Below are 16,665 nucleotides of genomic sequence, written 5' to 3' on the forward strand. Positions count from 1 at the left end.
TCCAGGTTCGCTTCTCGCATGCGCCACATCTGGGTCTGGTGCCTGCCGCTGGTCGTGCTGTGCTGGCACCCGCCGTTGGCCGCCGCGCCCGCGCCGAGCGTGGCCAGCACCAATCTCTGCGCCGACCTGCTGTTGCTGGCCGTCGCCGATCCCCGACAGATCCGCTCGGTCTCGCGACAGAGCCAGCGGCCCGGTTCGCCGCGCTCGGCGTTCGCCGAGCGTTATCCCGGGAATCGGGGGCGCGTCGAGGAGTTGCTCCATCTCAAGCCCGATATCGCCCTGGTCTACAGCGGCTGGGGCGGGCGACGCCACGCCGGGCTGCTCGCCGAGCGCGGGGTGCGGTTGATCGAGTTGCCCTATCCGCATGACTGGGACGACAGCCTGGAGACGGCGCGCACGGTGGCCGCCACGATCGGGCGCGCCGAGGCCGGGGCCGCGCTGGCCGCCGAGGCGCGCGGGCGGATGCGCGCGCTCGCCGGGCGGCTTGCCGGTCGGCGAGCGCTCTACCTGCGCCCGAGTGGCGGCAGCGCCGGGGCCGGCACCTATGTCGATGGGCTGATGCGTCATCTCGGGCTGGTCAACCTCGCCGCCGAGGCCGGGCATCGCGGCTGGGGCCGCTTCCCGCTGGAGCGGCTGGTGAGCGATCCGCCGGATCTCTTCCTGCTCGGCTATTTCGATCGCCGCCAGCCGCCGAGCGCCTCGACCTACGCCCGTCACCCGCTGTTTCGCGACCAGCTCGCGCGCATCCCCGCGGTGCGGGTGCCGGGCGATGCCTGGGGCTGCGGCGGGCTGGAGCTGGTCGCGGCGGCCGAGGCCATCGTCGCCGCGGTCGAGGCGCTGCCGCCGTCGAGCGTCGGGGGAGGGCGGTGATGCGCCGGTTGTTCGCGCCCTGGTCGCTGAACCTCGCGCTGCTCGTGGCGCTCGCGCTCGCCAGCCTGCTCTCGCTCGGTCTCGGTGCCGCGCCGCTCACGCCGGGCGAGGTGCTCGCCGGGTTGCTCGGTACCGGCAGCACCGAGCAACGGCTGATCGTGCAGCAGATCCGGCTGCCGCGGGTGGTGCTGGCCTGGCTGGTCGGCGCCGCGTTGGGGGCCAGCGGTGCCGCGTTGCAAGGGTTGCTGCGCAATCCCCTGGCCGAACCCGGGCTGCTGGGGATCTCGGCGAGCGCCGGACTCGGCGCCGTGCTCACCCTGCATTTCGGTCTCACCGCCATCAGCCTGTGGCTGTTGCCGGGGGCGGCGATGCTGTTCGCGCTGCTCGCCACCCTGGCGCTCTATCTGCTCACCCGGCGCGGCGCCAGCAACCTGACGCTGATCCTCGCCGGGGTGGCGCTCTCGGCGCTCGCCGGGGCGCTGACCTCGCTGGCGCTCAACCTCGCGCCCAATCCGGCGAGCGTGCAGGACATCGTGCTCTGGCTGCTCGGCTCGATCAGCGATCGCAGCTTCGACGACGTGCTGCTGGCACTGCCCTTCGTGGTGCTGGGGCTCATGCTGCTGCTGGCCACCGCGCCGGCGCTGGAGGTGCTCGCACTCGGCGAGGCCGAGGCGGCGAGCCTGGGGGTCGATCTGGCGCGGCTGCGCGGGCTGATCGTGCTCGGCGCGGCGCTGGCGGTGGGCTCGACCGTGGCGGTGAGCGGCACCATCGGTTTCGTCGGTCTGGTGGTGCCGCATCTGCTGCGTCGGCTGGTACACCACCGTCCCGGCGCCTTGCTGGTGCCGAGCGCACTCGGCGGCGCGCTGCTGGTGCTGGTCGCCGACATCGCGCTACGTCTGCTCGACACCCCGCGCGAGCTGATGCTCGGGGTGGTCACCGCGCTGGTCGGCGCGCCCTTCTTCCTGGCGCTGGTGCTGCGCTCGCGCGGGGCGCCGGGATGAGCCTGCTGACGGTCGATGGGCTGGAGGTCCGGATCGGCGCGCGGACGCTGTTGCGCGAGGTCGCGCTCGCCCTCGAGGCCGGCGAGCTGCTCGGGGTGGTCGGTCCCAACGGTTCGGGCAAGAGCACCCTGGTCAAGGCGATCGCCCAACTGCTGCCCCATCGCGGCGAGGTGCGGCTCGCCGGCGAGCCGCTGGCGCGGCTGCCGGCGCGCCAGCGGGCGCGGCGTCTGGCCTATCTCGGTCAGGACGACGGCGTGCGCTGGCCGATCTCGGTGGCCGATCTGGTCGCGCTCGGGCGCCATCCCTGGCAGTCCGGCGGCTGGGGCGGCGCCTCGGCGGCGCGCGCCGCGCGCGATCGCGAGGCCGTCGAGCGCGCGCTCGTCGCCGCCGAGGTGGAGGCGCTGCGCGCGCGACGGCTCGACACCCTCTCCGGCGGCGAGCGCGCGCGCGCCAAGCTGGCGCGCGCGCTCGCCGTCGAGGCCCCGCTGCTGCTCGCCGACGAGCCGATCGCCGCCGCCGACCCGCGTCATCAGCTCCGCATCATGGAGCTGTTGCGCGCACACTGCGCGCGCGGCGCCGGGGTGGTGCTGGTGCTCCACGACCTCACCCTGGCCAGCCGCTTCTGCGATCGCCTGCTGCTGCTCCACCAGGGGCGGGCGCTGGCGCAGGGGCGGCCCGGAGAGGTGCTCGACGCGGCCAACCTGCGCACGGCCTATGGCATCGAGGTGCTGGGCGGCAGTCACCATGGCGAGCCCTATCTGATCCCCTGGCGTTGTCTCGACGATCACTGAGCCGCCGACGCGGCGGGAGCTGGACATGCGTATTCATCTGCTGGTGCTGGCCCTGTGCCTGTGGGGCGGGGCGGCGGTCGCGGACGACCGGCTCCGCATCCTCCACATCAACGACCACCACTCCCATCTCGATCCCGAGCCGGGCGCGCTGGATCTCGCCGGACTCGACGACGTCGAGGTCGAGATCGGCGGGCTCGCGCGGGTCGCGGCGCTGATCGCCCGCGCCCGCGCCGCCGACCCCGAGGTGCTGGTGCTGCACGCCGGCGATGCCATCACCGGCACGCCCTATCACAGCCTGTTCGACGGCGAGGCCGATGCCGCGGCGATGCGTGCGATCTGCTTCGACGCCTTCGCCCTCGGCAACCACGAGTTCGACGGCGGCGATGCCGGACTCGCCCGCTTCCTGCGCGCGCTCAATCCGTCGGACGGCGCGGGCTGCCGCACCCCGGTGCTGGCGGCCAACGTGGTGCCCGCGCCCGGCACCCCGCTGGCACCGCGCGGCGAGGCGCCGCTGATCGACTCGCACGTGGTGCTCGATCGCGGTGGCGTGCGGATCGGCATCGTCGGGCTCGACATCGCCGGCAAGACCCGGCGCTCGTCGAGCCCGCTGCCGAGCACCCGTTTCCTCGACGAGCGCGAGACGGCGCAGCGCGAGATCGACGCGCTCACCGCCCAGGGGATCGAGCGCATCGTGCTGCTGACCCACTACCAGTACGCCAACGATCTGGCGCTGGCGCGTGCGCTGCGCGGGGTCGACGTGATCGTCGGCGGTGACTCGCACAGCCTGCTTGGCGACGGCCTCGCGCCCCTCGGGCTGAACCCGGTCGGTCCTTATCCGAGCCGGGTGCATGATCTCGACGGCAATCCGGTGTGCGTGGTCCAGGCCTGGCAGTACGCCGCTCTGGTCGGCGAGCTGGAGGTGGTGTTCGATGCCGCCGGACGGGTGCGCGCGTGCACCGGAACCCCGCGTCTGCTGCTCGGCGAGACCTTCAGCCGCGACGGCGCGCCGCTCGACCCCGAGGTCGAGGCGCGGGTGCGGGCGCAGGTCGCGCGCACCCCGGAGCTTGTGCCGATCGCGCCCGACCCCGCGGTGGCTGCGGTGATCGCCCGCTATGCCGATCAGGTGAAGGCGCTCGGCAGCCAGGTGGTCGGCGAGGTGAGCGAGGATCTCTGCTTCGAGCGTATCCCCGGCGAGGGCCAGAGCGCGCGCTGCGACCGACGCGCCACCCAGCTCCACGGCGGCGACATCCAGCAGCTGGTCGCCCAGGCCTATCTGGCGCGTGGTGCGCACGCCGACGTCGCGCTGCTCAATGCCGGGGCGGTGCGTATCGATCTGCCCGCCGGGCCGCTCACCCTGGCCGATGTCTATCGGTTGTTGCCCTTCGGCAACACCCTGGTCGAGCTGGAGTTGAGCGGGCGCGAGCTGCGCGCGCTGCTCGAAGGGGCGCTGGCGAGTTTCCTCGACGGTCCCGGGTCGAATGGCGCCTATCCCTATGCAGCCAACCTGCGCTGGACCCTGGATCTCTCGCGCCCGGCCGGTGAGCGGCTCTCGGCGCTGAGCTTCCGGCGGCGCGGCGAGACTCACTGGCGCCCCCTGGGCGAGGACGACCGGCTGAGCCTGATCACCAACAGCTTCCTTGCCGCCGGTCGCGACGGCTACGAGGGTCTTGCCGCCATCGTCGGGCACGACATCGGCACCACCGACACCCAGGTCTTCATCGAGTATCTGCAGCGTGATCTCGGCGGCGCGGCCCCGGGCGCGGCGCTGCTCGCCGTGCCGCCCCGGGTGAGGCCGCTGCCCTGCGCCGAGTACAGCACCCAGCGGTTGATCGGGCGCGACGGCGACGCGCGTCGTGCGGACCCCGAGGTGCCTGCGGTGTGCGCGAGCGCGGGCTGAGTGGGCTCAGGCGGCGCAGCCGGCGATCGCCAGGGTGAAGGCCTTGCCGGCGGGGTCGCGGTGGACCTGACGGGGGAGCAGCAGCCGACCGTCGCCAGCGGCGAGCAGCGCCGCGGCCTCGGCGACGCTCGGTGTGGCGACCGCCGTGGCGACCCGCGCCGAACCGCCCGGCACCTCGACGGCGGCCAATCGCGCGGCCGTGAAACCGCGTAGTGGCCAGCCGCGCGCGGCGGCGAGTGCGTGCAGCGCGGGCTCGGCGCACTTGTGATCGAGGCTGGCGATGGCGCGCACCTCGATCGCGCCGAGTGGCCCGAGCGCGGCGTCGATGGCAGACTCCAGGCTCGCGCGCGCCACGCCGCGCTGGAAACCCACCCCGATCGTGATCGCCCGTCCGGATTCAGCCATGTCGAACGCCCCCGTCCATCACTGTCCCGCACTCTTCCTCAGCGCCTGCTCCTCGGGGCAGGGCAAGACCACGCTGGTCGCCGCGCTGGCGCGTCATCATCGTCGTCAGGGCCGGCGGGTGCGGGTGTTCAAGATCGGGCCGGACTTCCTCGACCCGATGATCCACGCCCGCGCCAGTGGTGCCGAGGTCGAGCCGCTCGATCTGTGGATGGTCGGCGAGACGGCCTGCAAGGCCAAGCTCCATGCCGCCGCCGGCGCTTCCGACCTGATCCTGGTGGAGGGCGCGATGGGGCTGTTCGACGGCACCCCCTCGGGCGCCGATCTGGCCGAGTGCTTCGGGCTGCCGGTGGCGGCGCTGATCGATGCCCGCGGCATGGGCCAGACCTTCGGCGCGCTGGCGCTGGGGCTGGCGAGTTACCGCCCCGGGCTGCGCTTTGCCGGGGTCGCGGCCAACCAGGTCGCCAGCGCCCGTCACGCCGAGATGATCGCCGCCGGGATGCCCGCAACCGTGCCCTTCCTCGGCGCGCTGCCGCGGCTGGCCGAGGCGGCGCTGCCGAGCCGGCATCTGGGGCTGGTGCAGGCCGCCGAGATCGCGGATCTCGAACGTCGTCTCGACGCCGCCGCCGAGCGGATCGCCGACAGTGCCCTGGCGCGCCTGCCCGAACCGGTCGCCTTCCACGCCCCGGCGGCGATCGAGCCGCCGCCTCGGTTGCTCGCCGGACGTCGGATCGCGGTGGCGCGCGATGCGGCCTTCTCCTTCCTCTATGCCGACAACCTGCGGCTGCTGGAGGCGTTGGGGGCGGAGCTCGCCTTCTTCTCGCCGCTGGTCGATGCCGGGGTGGAGGCCGATGCCGTCTATCTGCCCGGCGGCTACCCAGAGCTGCACCTCGACCGGCTCGCCGCCAATCAGGCTATGCATCGGGCGCTGCGCGCCCATGTCGAGGCCGGGAGGCCGCTCTACGCCGAGTGCGGCGGCATGCTCTATCTGCTCGAGCGGCTGATCGACAAGACCGGTCACGGCGCTCGGCTCGCCGCGCTGCTGCCGGGCGAGGGGCGGATGCAGCAGCGTCTTGCCGGGCTGGGGATGCAGGCGCTCGGCGGGCTGCGCGGTCACAGCTTCCATCACTCGACGATGCAGGGCGCGCCTGCGCCGGTGGCCTTCGGCACGCGTCAGCGCGACGGCGCCGAGGGCGAGCCCTTCTATCGTCACGGTTCGATCCGCGCGAGCTATCTGCATCTCTATTTCCCCTCCTCGCCACGCGAGGCCGCCGCGCTCTTCCTCCCCAATGCGGGCGACGCGGCGGGCGCGATGGCGCCGTCGCTGACCCGGTCGCGGCCCTCGCGCTTGCTGCGATAGAGCGCGCGATCGACGGCCTCGATCAGGTCGTGCTTGTCGACCGCTCGGGGCTGTCCCTCGGTGCTGATGACGCCGAGGCTGATGGTGAGTCGCAACCGCTCGCCGGGCACCTGGAACTCGTCCCTGGCGATGTCCCGGCGCAACCGTTCGGCGAGCGCCATCGCCTGCGCACGTCCGGTCTCGGGAAGGATGACGAGGAACTCCTCGCCGCCATAGCGCGCGAGCTGGTCGGTCTCGCGGATCGCCTCGCGGCAGCGCCGGGTGAGGATGCGCAGCACCCGGTCGCCGGCCTGGTGGCCATGGCGGTCGTTGACCTGCTTGAAATGATCGATGTCGAGCAGGATCAGCGACAGCGGCCGGTCGTAGCGCGCGGTGCGCGCCAGCTCGGCGTCGAGCAGCTCCTGCATGTAGGCGTGGTTGTGGGCGCCGGTGAGTCCGTCGCAGCGCGAGCGGGCGAGCAGCGCCTTCTGTTCGAGCAGGGCGGCGATGATCGGGCGCAGGGTGATGACGGTGAGCAGGTAGATCGCCGTGGTCGAGGCGAGTATCGCGACCAGGAGCGGCAGGATCTGGCGTTCGATCGGACGCGCGTGCTCGGCATCATCGACGATCAGCAGGATGCGCCAGTCGGGGTAGCGTTCGAGCCTCTGCTGCCTGATGGTGAAACCGTCGGTCGGGGTAGCGGCGTCGAGATGCTGCATCAGTGCGGCGCTCATCCGTGGTGTGATCTTCTGTGTCGAGCAGTAGCTGCTGCGTACCTCGCCGAAGATCAGGGCCAGTCCCACGCCGGGTCGGGTCTGGCGATCGACGGCCTCGTGCAGCCGCTGATCGTGCATCACCAGTAGATCGGTGCCGATGCGTCGGCCCGTCGCGTCGTGCAGTGGTGAGCAGTAGTACAGCCGGTGTCGCGCCTCGTCCGCCGCGAGCAGTTCGATACGGTCGTCCGGGGCGGTCGAACACTTCTGGTCATAGAGCGCCGGCACCGCGACGCCCGCGCTGTAGAGACGGCTGCCGTCGGGGGCGTAGCGGGCCACCGAGACCAAGTCCTCATGGGCGCCGATGGCGTCGGCGAGCTTGGGCCGGCTGAAGGCGACCAGCGCCTCGCGATCGATCTCGTCGCGCAGATAGGCCGCCTGACGCGCGCGGATGGCGCTGCGGCTGGCGACCTGGCGGGCGATGTTGCGCTGATCGTCGAAGATGCTGTGGATCAGCGCGCTGCTCTCGGTGAGCTGGAAGGTGATGCGCTCGTCGTGGATCTGTTCCAGGTGCTTGATCAGCGGGCGCATCCCCAGCAGATAGAAGCTCGCGACCAGGAGGGTCACGGCGAGCCCGACGATGACATAGATGTTATGGATGTTCTGGCGGTGTTGCATCCCGGACTTCGGTTGTTGCTGATACCGGTCCGGCGCATGTCGGCCGGACCTGGGTCATTGCTCGGGCTTGACCGCGGTCAACAGGGTGACGGGCATCGCCGTGCGCCAGCCGTCGAAGGCGCCGAGCGGGCTGGCGTGGGCCACCGAGATCCGGGTCAGCTCGCCGCCGATGTGCCCGCGCAGCTCGACCAGGAAGGCCTCGCTCTGCAGGGTGACGGCATTGGCCACCAGCCGTCCGCCGGGTTTGAGCGCCGCCCAGCAGCGCTCGGCGACCCCGGCGCGGGTCAGACCGCCGCCGATGAAGATCGCATCCGGCGTCTCCAACCCGTCGAGCGCCTCGGGCGCGCGTCCGGCCACCAGCATCAGGTCAGGGACCCCGAGCGCCTCGCGGTTGGCGGCGATCAGCGTCTGACGTTCGGCGTTTGCCTCGATGGCGATGGCGCGTGCCCTCGGCTCGGCGCGCAGCCACTCGATGCCGATCGAGCCGCTGCCGGCGCCGACGTCCCACAGCAGCTCGCCGGGCAGCGGTGCGAGCCGCGCCAGGGTCGCCGCGCGCACGTCGCGTTTGGTGAGCTGGCCGTCGTTGGCGAAGGCCGCGTCGGGCAGCGCGCCGCGGCGTGAATACGACTGCCTGCCGGCGTCGGCACGGCACTCCAGCGCGATCAGGTTGAGCCGCGCACAGTGCTCGATCGACCAGTCGGCAGCGCGTCCCTGCAGGCGACGCTCGACCGGACCACCGAGGTGCTCGAACACCGTCAGCCGACTCTCGCCGTAGCCGCGCGCCGTCAGCTCGGCGGCGAGCGCGGCCGGGGTCTCGCCGTCGGCCGAGAGCACCAGCAGCCGCGCCCCCGGGGCGAGGTGCAGGTTGACCCGGGCGAGCGGACGACCGTGTGCGGGCACCACGGTGATCTCGTGCAGCGCCCAGCCGAGCCGGGCGGCGGCGAGCGAGACCGAGGAGGGTGCCGGCAGCACCCGCAGCGCGGCGGCGCCGAAGCGTGCCGCGAGGCTCGAACCCGCACCGTAGAACATGGGGTCGCCGCTGGCGAGCACGCAGACCGCTCGTCCGTGCAGCGCCTCGAGCTGGGGGTAGGCGTCGCTGAAGGGGCTGGGCCAGGGGCGCAGTTCCTGCTCCGATCGTGGCTCGATCAGGTCGAGATGACGCGCGCCGCCGAAGATCACCTCGGCCCCGGCGATCGCCGCGCGTGCCGCCTCGCCGAGCCCGGCGAGTCCGTCCTCGCCGATGCCGACCACGGTCAGCCAGGTCGAGTTGAGAGGGGCGCTGGCTGGGGTCGGGTCGGTCATTGCAGGCTCGGTCGGTCGGGGTGGATTGCTGGGTGGTACCGGAGTGGCCGCCCGCTGGCGCAGGCATTATAATCAATCTTTTGCTGAACATGCCTTCCTCTTCCCCCAGGCAGACCACCCTCGGCCATGGCTTGTTCGTCGGGATCCACCGCGACCCCGACCCCTCCCGTCTTGCCGCTCGATAGAGATTTGCGATGATCGAATACAACCGCGACGCCCACGACATCTACCGCCAGTCCTTCGCCATCATCCGTGCCGAGGCGAACCTGGCACGCATCCCCGATGACCTCGAAAAGGTCGCGGTGCGCGTGGTCCATGCGTGTGGCATGCCCGACGTGGTCGAGGACCTGCTGTTCTCCGAGGGCGCCGGGGCCGCCGGGCGCGCCGCGCTCCAGGCCGGTGCGCCGATCCTCTGCGACAGCCGCATGGTCTCCGAGGGCATCACCCGGGCGCGGATGCCCGCCGACAACCCGATCATCTGCACCCTGCAGGATCCGCGCGTACCGGAGCTGGCGCGCGAGCTGGGCAACACCCGCACCGCCGCCGCGCTGGAGCTGTGGCGCCCGCACCTGGAGGGGGCCGTGGTGGTGGTCGGCAACGCCCCGACGGCGCTGTTCCGTCTGTTCGAGATGCTCGATGCGGGCGCGCCGCGCCCGGCGCTGATCCTCGGCTTCCCGGTCGGCTTCATCGGTGCTGCCGAGTCCAAAGAGGCGCTCGCCGCCGACAGTCGCGGTGTGCCCTATATCGCCCTGCGCGGGCGGCGTGGCGGTAGCGCCATGGCGGTGGCGGCGGTCAACGCGCTCGGCAGCGAGCACGAGTGAGCGACATGGGCAAGGGCCGTCTACTCGGCCTGGGCATCGGCCCGGGCGACCCCGAACTGCTCACCCTCAAGGCGCTGCGCCTGTTGCGCGCCGCGCCCGTGGTGGCCTACTACATCGGCAAGGGCAAGCGCGGCAACGCGCTCGCCACCATCGAGCCGCACCTCTGCGAGACCCAGGAGCGCCTCGCGCTGGTCTATCCGGTGACCGGCAAGCGCCCGCCGCCGCCCTACGACTACGAGGGGGTGATGCGCGCCTTCTACGACGAGTCGGCCGCGCGCATCGCCGATCATCTCGACGCCGGGCGTGATGTCGCCGTCGCCTGCGAGGGCGATCCCTTCTTCTACGGTGCCTTCATGTATCTGCACGACCGCCTCGCCGAGCGCTATCCGGTCGAGGTGGTGCCGGGCATCTGCTCGGTGATGGCCAGCGCCTCGGTGCTGCGCACCCCGTTGGTCTATCGCGACCAGTCGCTGCAGGTGATCGCCGCCACCCTCCCGGAGGCGGAGCTGGAGGCGCGGCTCGCCGGGGTCGAGGCCGCGGCGATCATGAAGCTCGGCAGCAACTTCGCCAAGCTGCGCCGGGTGCTCGAACGCCTCGGCATCGCCGATCGCGCGCGCTATGTCGAGCGCGCCACCATGGACGGCGAGCGGGTGCGGCCCTTCGCCGAGGTCGAGCCCGAGCAGGTGCCGTACTTCTCGATGGTGCTGATTCCCGGCGAACGCTGGCAGGGGGCGTGATGGAACGGATCGAACAGGGACCGCTGCTGCTGGCCACCAGCGCGCGTGGACGGGTGACGGCCGGACGTATCGCCGCCGCCTGCGACGAGATCAACCCGCACCCGTGCGCGTTCTCGACCGAGGCCGAGCAGGGCTGCGACGAGGCGCTGCGCGCGAGCTATCGCGCCGGGTTGCCCTGCGTGGTGCTCGGCGAGGTCGGCGCCGTGGCGGTGACCCTGGCGCCGCTGCTCGATGCCCGTGGCGATCACGCCGGTGCTGTGGTGGTGGTCGCCGAGGACGGCTCGGCGGTGGTGCCGCTGCTCGGCGCGGCGCGTGGCGCCGACGCCCTGGCCGAGCGCATCGCCGAGGTGCTCGGGGTGCGCGCGGCGATCACCGCCGTCGAGCCGTCGCGCCCGCGTCCGGGCCGCCTCGCGGTGGTCGGGCTGGGACCGGGCGCGCACGCGCTGATGGCCCCGGCGGCGCGGCTCGAACTCGACCGGGCGCAGGACATCATCGGCTACAACACCTATGTCGAGATGGCCGGTCCCTTCCGCCCCGATCAGGTCATCCACGGCTCGGACAACCGCTGCGAGATGGATCGCGCCCGCGCCGCCTTCGCGCTGGCCGCCGAGGGGCGGCACGTGGTGGTGGTCTCCTCCGGCGATCCCGGCGTCTTCGCCATGGCCACGGCGGTGCTCGAGGCGCTCGACGAGCACGCCGAGCCGGCCTGGCACGCGGTGGAGCTGGCGGTGGTGCCGGGGATCTCGGCGGCGCAGGCCGCCGCCGCGCGCATCGGTGCGCCGCTCGGTCACGACTTCTGCATCCTCTCGCTCTCCGACAACCTCAAGCCGTGGTCGCAGATCGTCCACCGGCTGGAGCTGGCCGCCCGCGCCGATCTGGTGATCGCCTGCTACAACCCGATCTCGCGGGCGCGGCCCTGGCAGCTCGGCGAGGCGCTGACGGTGCTGCGCGGGGTGCGTGACGCCGACACCCCGGTGGTGCTCGGTCGCGACGTCGGTCGTCCCGCCGAGCGGGTGCGGGTGACCACCCTGGGCGCGCTCGACCCGCAAGAGGTCGATATGCGCACCGTGGTGATCGTCGGCTCCTCCCAGACCCGTCACTTCAGTGCCCCCGAGGGGCGTGACTGGGTCTATACCCCGCGCTGGTATCCGCAGCCTGCCGAGCAGGACTGAACCTGCCGACGGCAGACGTCGCCGCTGCGGGCGGCGTCTGCCTCCAAGCGATCTCTTTCAGTGACCGCTCAGCGCTCGGGCGGGTGGTCGAGCTTGCGTTCGAGCCAGGCGAGCGCCTCGTCGACCCGCGCCACCGTGGGGCGTTGCGGGCGCGGCGGGCGGCGGCGCATCACCACCTCGATGCCGCGTTCGCGCGCCGCGGTGAGCTTGGCGGCGGTAGCGGTGCCGCCGCTGTTCTTGCAGACGATGGTATCGATCCGGTGGGTGTCGAGCAGGTCGCGCTCCTCCTCCAGGCCGAAGGGCCCGCGCGCGAGCAGCAGCTCGGCGTCGGCGAAGGGCGGCATGGGATCGGGCGCGCTGACCGCGCGGATCAGGAAGTGGATGTCGTCGAGTCCGGCGAAGGGCGCAAGCTCCTGACGACCGAGCGCGAGCAGCACGCGTCGTGCGCCGCGCGCGCGCAACCGGGCGCGCGCGCCCTCCCAATCGTCGGTCTCGAACCACTGGTCGTCGGGCTGCGGCTGCCACGCCGGGCGCTCGATGCGCAGCAGCGGCACCGCGGCGGCGGCACAACCGGCGTGGGCGTTCCAGCCCATCGCCGCGGCGAAGGGGTGGGTGGCGTCGATCACCGCATCGGCCTGGACCGTCAGCAGGAAGTCGGCCAGCCCCTCGGCGCCGCCGAAGCCGCCGACCCGGGTCTCGCCGGCGGGCAGCCTGGGGTTGTCGGTGCGTCCGGCCAGCGAGTTGATCAGCCGGATCCCGGTGCGTCCCGCCAGCGCCTCGGCCAGCGCATAGCCCTCGGTGGTGCCACCGAGGATGATCACCGTTGCCCTCATCGTGCCTGTCCGCCCTGCCAGCGCTCCTCGTGGATCAGGCCGTCGAGCGCGGCGCGCTCCAGCCAGCCGGCGCTCTCCAGCTCCGGGCGTTCGTGGAAGAAGCGCACATAGCCGACGCAGAGATAGGCGATCACGTCGATGTCCTCGGGGATGGCGAGGATCTCGCGCAGCCGCTGGTGGTGGATGATGCTCACCCAGCCGACGCCGATGCCCTCGGCGCGCGCGGCGAGCCACAGGTTCTGGATGGCGCAGACGCTGCTGTAGAGATCCATCTCGGGGTTGGCGGTGCGCCCGATCACCACCGGGCCGTGACGGCTGCGGTCGCAGGTGACGCAGATCCCCAGCGGGGCCTCGAGGATGCCCTCGAGCTTGAGGCCGCGATAGGTCTCGCGCGATGCGGGGTCGAACTGCTCGGCGGCCTCGGCGTGGGCCTGGGCGAAGGCGGCCTTGATCTCGGCGCGGGTGTCGCGGTCGCGCACCACCACGAAGTCCCAGGGCTGCATGAAACCGACGCTCGGCGCGTGATGGGCGGCGGCGAGCAGACGGCGCAACACCGGCTCCGGGACCGGGTCGGGGAGGAACTCGCGGCGCACGTCGCGCCGCGAGAAGATCGCCTTGTAGACCGCCTCGCGTTCGCTGTCGGTGAATGCCCATTGGTTGTGCGCCAAGGCTCTGTCCTCCTTATCGTGCTGTCGTGGTGGGAGGCCGGATGACGGTTCGATGACCGCACGGCGCGCGGATTATACCCGGGGCGGGGCGCGGGTGCGGCGATGACGCGCGCGATCCCCGCGCGCAAGGGGTATGGGTCAGTTCGGCGGCAGCCAGCAGCCAGCAGCCAGCAGCCAGCAGCCAGCAGCCAGCAGCCAGCAGCCAGGATATTGAACCGCAATGGCACGAAGGGCGCGAAGGGTTTGAGCAGAGACGGCGATCCGGTAGGCCGGGCAAAGCGCAGCGTGCCCGGCGGAGCAAGGCGTCTTACGCTGTCGCTGAGCGTTCAGCGTTCAGCGTTCAGCGTTCAGCCGCCAGCAGGCGCGCTGACCAGACGGCGGGGCGGACCCGCGCCGGTCGCGATCTACGCCAACCTTACCCCCTCACTCACTTTGCGCGCTTCGCGACTTTGCGGTTCGAGCCAGCCTCCAGCGATCAGCATCCAGCCTCCAGTCGGGGAGACTGGTGTGCATGATCGGCGGTTGACGGGAAAGACAGTATCTTAGCGGTTCAAGCATCCCCGGCCGTGCGCCGAACCTTGCCAGTCATGAGCGTCGGCCCTCCCCACTGGCGGCTGTCAGCTGGTGGCTGGAAGCTGCCCCGCGGTTCAAACATCCCGGCCGCACACCGGCCTCAGCCACCAGTCGCCAGTCACTGAGCGTCGGCGCTCTCCGCTGGGGGCTGTCAGCTGGCGGCTGGTGGCTGAAAGCTGCTCCGCGGTTCAAGCATCGCCGACCGTGCGCCGGACCCGCCGACGCCTCGCCGCGGCCTCGCGCAGCAGGGCGAGGGCGCGGTAGCCGCCGTGGACGAGCTTGCTGTAGGGGATGAGCAGGAAGAAGGCGATCACGGTGGCGAGGTGGAGCGCGAGCAGTACGCCCATCGCGGCGGTGGCACGCCAGCCGAGCAGCGCCAGACCGCTGAGTGCGACGGCGGCGAGCAGTGCGAGCAGCGCGGCGTCGGCGCCACGGCTCGCGCTGGTGCTCGGTGTCGGATCGGCGCGCAGGGTGAGCCAGGCCAGACCGAGGGTGGCGACCGTCATCGCCAGTCCGCCGAGGGTGCCGAGTACCACCGGCAGGCTCCACCAGGGGTAGGGCGCCTGCAGCCCGAGCAGATGGTGGTAGACGGTGGCGATCGTGGTCGCGGCGAGACAGCCGAGCAGCCCGAGCAGTAGGGTGTGGTGCAGCCGACGGCGCCAGTGCGAGGGGCGGTCGTCGAGGTCGTTGCAACCGGGACCGCCGCCGCGCAGGTTGCGCAGGGTGACGAGGTCGGCGAGCGCGCCGCGCCAGTCGCGCCAGCCCGGTGGCGGCTCGCCGGCGCTCGCGCCCTCGCGCCACACCCGGCGCAGCGACACGGCGACGGCCAGCAGCGACCAACCGAGCGGCAGCGCCGCGAGCAGGCTCATCCAGCCCCAGGGGATCACGGCATAGAAGGCACCGGGGCCCTGGTGCGCGGCGAACAGTACCGCATGCGGCACCAGCGCGAGCACCGCGCCGAGTACCAGCACGATGGTCGCCAGCGCCACCAGCAGCGCGCTCGCCGGGGCATGGATCAGCAGCCGCGCCAGCGGGCGCGGCCAGGCGTGGCGCACATAGGCGTGGTGGCGCAGCGCGGTCAGCGCCCGGGGGGCGTTGACCGCGAAGGGGTGCGGCGGCGCGTACTGGCAGGCATAGAGACAGTTGCGGCAGTGGTGACAGAGGTGGGCGAGGTGTTCGAGGTCGGTGTCGGTCAGCGCCGGGCGCAGCCGCGCCGACTCGAAGACGTCGCAGAAGCCGTTGCAGTAGCCGCAGGCGTTGCAGATGGCGAGCACGCGCCGCGTCTCGGTGCGGGGATCAGCTGAGGACATGGTTCGCCGCCTCCTCGCCGGCGATGCGCCCGAACACCATGCCGATGGCGAGCGCGAGTCCGGAGACATAGCCGCGCGGGATCAGGTTGGGTTGCATCGCGACCCCGGCGGCGAACAGGTTGGTGGCGACCCCGCCGCGCGTCAGCCGCACCCGGGTGTCGGGGGCGACGGCGAGGCCCTGGTAGCCGAAGGTGATGCCCGGGCGCATCGGGTAGGCGGCGAAGGGCGGGGTGTCGAGCACCCGCGCATGGCCGCTCTTGGGCGGCTCCAGCCCCTCGGTGTGGCCGTCCTCCGGGGTCTCGCCCGGGCGCACGGCGGCGTTGTAGGCGGCGAGGGTGGCAACGAGCGCCGCCGGGTCGAGTCCGAGGCGCACGGCCAATGCCTCCGGGGTCGGGGCCGTGATCGGTGGGTAGAGCGAGGGTGGGGCGCTCTGCCACGCCGGGGTGTCGAGCACCAGATAGGCGACCTGGTCGGGACAGTCGATCAGCCGTTGGCCCCAACGGGCATAGCGGGTCGAGGCGGTATCGCCGCCCTCGTCGAGAAAGCGTCGGCAGGCGCTGTCGACGACGATCCCGGCGGGCATGCAGCGCACCCGGGTGACGATGCCGCCGTCATCGACCGGCGAGCGCCCGTCGATTGCAACCAGGTGGGCGCGTCCCGGGTCGCCGATCGGCTCGGCGCCCTGTTCGAGCAGGCGCAGCAGCGCTCGGCCCTCGGAGTAAGGGGTGCCGCGATTGAGGATGCCGGCAGCGCGCGCCCCCCAGTGCCGGGCGAGCCAGTCGCGGTTGGCGTGGGGGCCGCCGCTGCAGAGGATCAGCGCACCGGGGGCGAGGTGCAGGGTCGCGCCGTGCGGGTCGCGCACGCCGACCCGCCCGACCCGCTCGCCGCCCAGGCCCGGGTCCTCGAGCGCGTACTGGTAGTGGATGGCGACGCCGAGCCGTTCGGCCTCGGCATAGAGCGCGTTGATCATCGCGGTGCCGCCGCCGAGCAGGAAGGCGGTCTTGCGCGAGGGCGGCAGCACCCCGCCGGCACGCGGCTGCAGCGCCACCCCGCAGCCGCCGAGCCACGCGGGCAGGTCGGCCGAGCGCTCGACCAGCAGCCGGGCGAGCTGCGGGTCGGCCCCGCCTTCGGTCACCCCTTGCAGGTCGGCGAGGAAGGTCGCGGCCGGATAGGGGCCGCTCGACAGCGCGTTGGCGGTGTCGTGGGCATAGCGGAAGTTGCGCGCATGACGGGTGTTGCCGCCGCGTCGGGCGCGGGGCGCCTGTTCGAGCAGGGTCACCCGGGCGCCGGCGCGGCGTGCGCTGATCGCCGCGCACAGCGCCGCGGTGCCGCCACCGGCGACGAGGACGTCCGGGGTCGGGTCGGGGGTCATCGCTGCTGGGGACGGGTGGTGGGGCAGGGCCGCTCTAGCGGGTCGGGCGCGGGTGGTTTGACAAGGGGTGACATGGGTTACAAGAATACTCGGCTTTGGCCTTGACCATACGAGAGGACCGCGCCCCATGCAACCGACCCCATCCCTGATCTGCGCACGCGTCGCATCGCGCAGGAGCCGAGCCCA

15 protein-coding genes are annotated in these 16,665 nt (G+C 72.4%); 8 read left to right on the plus strand and 7 right to left on the minus strand.

Going from position 1 to position 16,665, the window contains the following annotated elements:
- Positions 1-18: 18 nt before the first annotated feature.
- From ACAM26_RS16685 to ACAM26_RS16700, 4 genes are read left to right on the plus strand one after another with little or no spacing between them, the layout of a single operon-like run.
- Positions 19-870: an ABC transporter substrate-binding protein gene (locus ACAM26_RS16685; RefSeq protein WP_369614162.1), complete on the plus strand. Its 852-nt coding sequence runs from the start codon at positions 19-21 to the stop codon at positions 868-870.
- Positions 870-1,871 carry an iron ABC transporter permease gene (locus ACAM26_RS16690; RefSeq protein WP_123143246.1) on the plus strand — a complete coding sequence of 334 codons (1,002 nt, stop codon included), beginning with the start codon at positions 870-872 and terminating at the stop codon, positions 1,869-1,871. Before ACAM26_RS16685 ends, ACAM26_RS16690 begins: the two co-directional genes overlap by 1 nt.
- The gene (locus ACAM26_RS16695) at positions 1,868-2,662 is read left to right on the plus strand and encodes an ABC transporter ATP-binding protein (RefSeq protein ID WP_369614163.1); all 795 of its coding nucleotides are present in this window, start codon (positions 1,868-1,870) and stop codon (positions 2,660-2,662) included. The genes ACAM26_RS16690 and ACAM26_RS16695 overlap by 4 nt, the downstream gene beginning before the upstream one ends.
- Before the next feature lie 25 nt (positions 2,663-2,687).
- Positions 2,688-4,559, plus strand: a complete 1,872-nt coding sequence (locus tag ACAM26_RS16700) for a bifunctional UDP-sugar hydrolase/5'-nucleotidase (protein WP_369614164.1) — start codon at positions 2,688-2,690, stop codon at positions 4,557-4,559.
- Between the two features lie 6 nt (positions 4,560-4,565).
- Here the strand turns inward: ACAM26_RS16700 and ACAM26_RS16705 are convergent, their stop codons facing one another.
- On the minus strand, positions 4,566-4,964 hold the full coding sequence (locus tag ACAM26_RS16705) for a cobalamin biosynthesis protein (protein WP_369614165.1): 399 nt from the start codon (positions 4,962-4,964) through the stop codon (positions 4,566-4,568).
- Here ACAM26_RS16705 and ACAM26_RS16710 point away from each other — a divergent pair.
- A complete protein-coding gene (locus tag ACAM26_RS16710; RefSeq protein WP_369614166.1) occupies positions 4,963-6,321 on the plus strand; it encodes a cobyrinate a,c-diamide synthase in 1,359 nt (452 codons plus the stop codon). The genes ACAM26_RS16705 and ACAM26_RS16710 overlap by 2 nt on opposite strands.
- Here the strand turns inward: ACAM26_RS16710 and ACAM26_RS16715 are convergent.
- Positions 6,204-7,691 (minus strand): GGDEF domain-containing protein, encoded by a 1,488-nt coding sequence (locus ACAM26_RS16715; protein WP_369614167.1) that lies wholly within the window; start codon positions 7,689-7,691, stop codon positions 6,204-6,206. The two genes, ACAM26_RS16710 and ACAM26_RS16715, sit on opposite strands and share 118 nt — an antisense overlap.
- Before the next feature lie 54 nt (positions 7,692-7,745).
- The gene (gene cbiE, locus ACAM26_RS16720) at positions 7,746-8,993 is read right to left on the minus strand and encodes a precorrin-6y C5,15-methyltransferase (decarboxylating) subunit CbiE (RefSeq protein WP_369614168.1); all 1,248 of its coding nucleotides are present in this window, start codon (positions 8,991-8,993) and stop codon (positions 7,746-7,748) included.
- 194 nt (positions 8,994-9,187) lie between these two features.
- On the opposite strand from cbiE, the gene ACAM26_RS16725 reads away from it, so the two are divergent.
- Genes ACAM26_RS16725 through cobJ form a run of 3 tightly spaced genes read left to right on the plus strand, consistent with a single transcriptional unit; the run spans position 9,188 to position 11,723 of the window.
- Complete coding sequence (locus tag ACAM26_RS16725) at positions 9,188-9,814, plus strand: precorrin-8X methylmutase (protein WP_062273740.1); 627 nt, start codon at positions 9,188-9,190, stop codon at positions 9,812-9,814.
- 5 nt (positions 9,815-9,819) lie between these two features.
- A complete protein-coding gene (locus ACAM26_RS16730) occupies positions 9,820-10,551 on the plus strand; it encodes a precorrin-2 C(20)-methyltransferase (RefSeq protein ID WP_369614169.1) in 732 nt (243 codons plus the stop codon).
- Positions 10,551-11,723, plus strand: a complete 1,173-nt coding sequence (gene cobJ, locus ACAM26_RS16735; protein ID WP_123140736.1) for a precorrin-3B C(17)-methyltransferase — start codon at positions 10,551-10,553, stop codon at positions 11,721-11,723. Before ACAM26_RS16730 ends, cobJ begins: the two co-directional genes overlap by 1 nt.
- Positions 11,724-11,791: 68 nt before the next feature.
- On the opposite strand, the gene ACAM26_RS16740 is transcribed toward cobJ, so the two are convergent.
- The 4 genes from ACAM26_RS16740 to tcuA all read right to left on the minus strand — a co-directional run bounded on the left by ACAM26_RS16740 (position 11,792) and on the right by tcuA (position 16,479).
- Positions 11,792-12,556: a cobalt-precorrin-6A reductase gene (locus tag ACAM26_RS16740; RefSeq protein ID WP_123140656.1), complete on the minus strand. Its 765-nt coding sequence runs from the start codon at positions 12,554-12,556 to the stop codon at positions 11,792-11,794.
- Positions 12,553-13,224 carry a 5,6-dimethylbenzimidazole synthase gene (gene bluB / locus ACAM26_RS16745; protein WP_123140657.1) on the minus strand — a complete coding sequence of 224 codons (672 nt, stop codon included), beginning with the start codon at positions 13,222-13,224 and terminating at the stop codon, positions 12,553-12,555. Before bluB ends, ACAM26_RS16740 begins: the two co-directional genes overlap by 4 nt.
- 761 nt (positions 13,225-13,985) lie before the next feature.
- A complete protein-coding gene (tcuB, locus tag ACAM26_RS16750) occupies positions 13,986-15,107 on the minus strand; it encodes a tricarballylate utilization 4Fe-4S protein TcuB (protein WP_369614170.1) in 1,122 nt (373 codons plus the stop codon).
- Entirely contained in the window at positions 15,094-16,479 is a 1,386-nt protein-coding gene (tcuA, locus tag ACAM26_RS16755) for an FAD-dependent tricarballylate dehydrogenase TcuA (RefSeq protein ID WP_369614171.1), read from the minus strand. The genes tcuB and tcuA overlap by 14 nt, the downstream gene beginning before the upstream one ends.
- Positions 16,480-16,665: the final 186 nt, after the last annotated feature.

Origin of the sequence: Marichromatium sp. PS1, from assembly GCF_041155115.1 — a bacterium.
In the GTDB taxonomy this organism is placed as follows: Bacteria; Pseudomonadota; Gammaproteobacteria; order Chromatiales; family Chromatiaceae; genus Marichromatium; species Marichromatium gracile.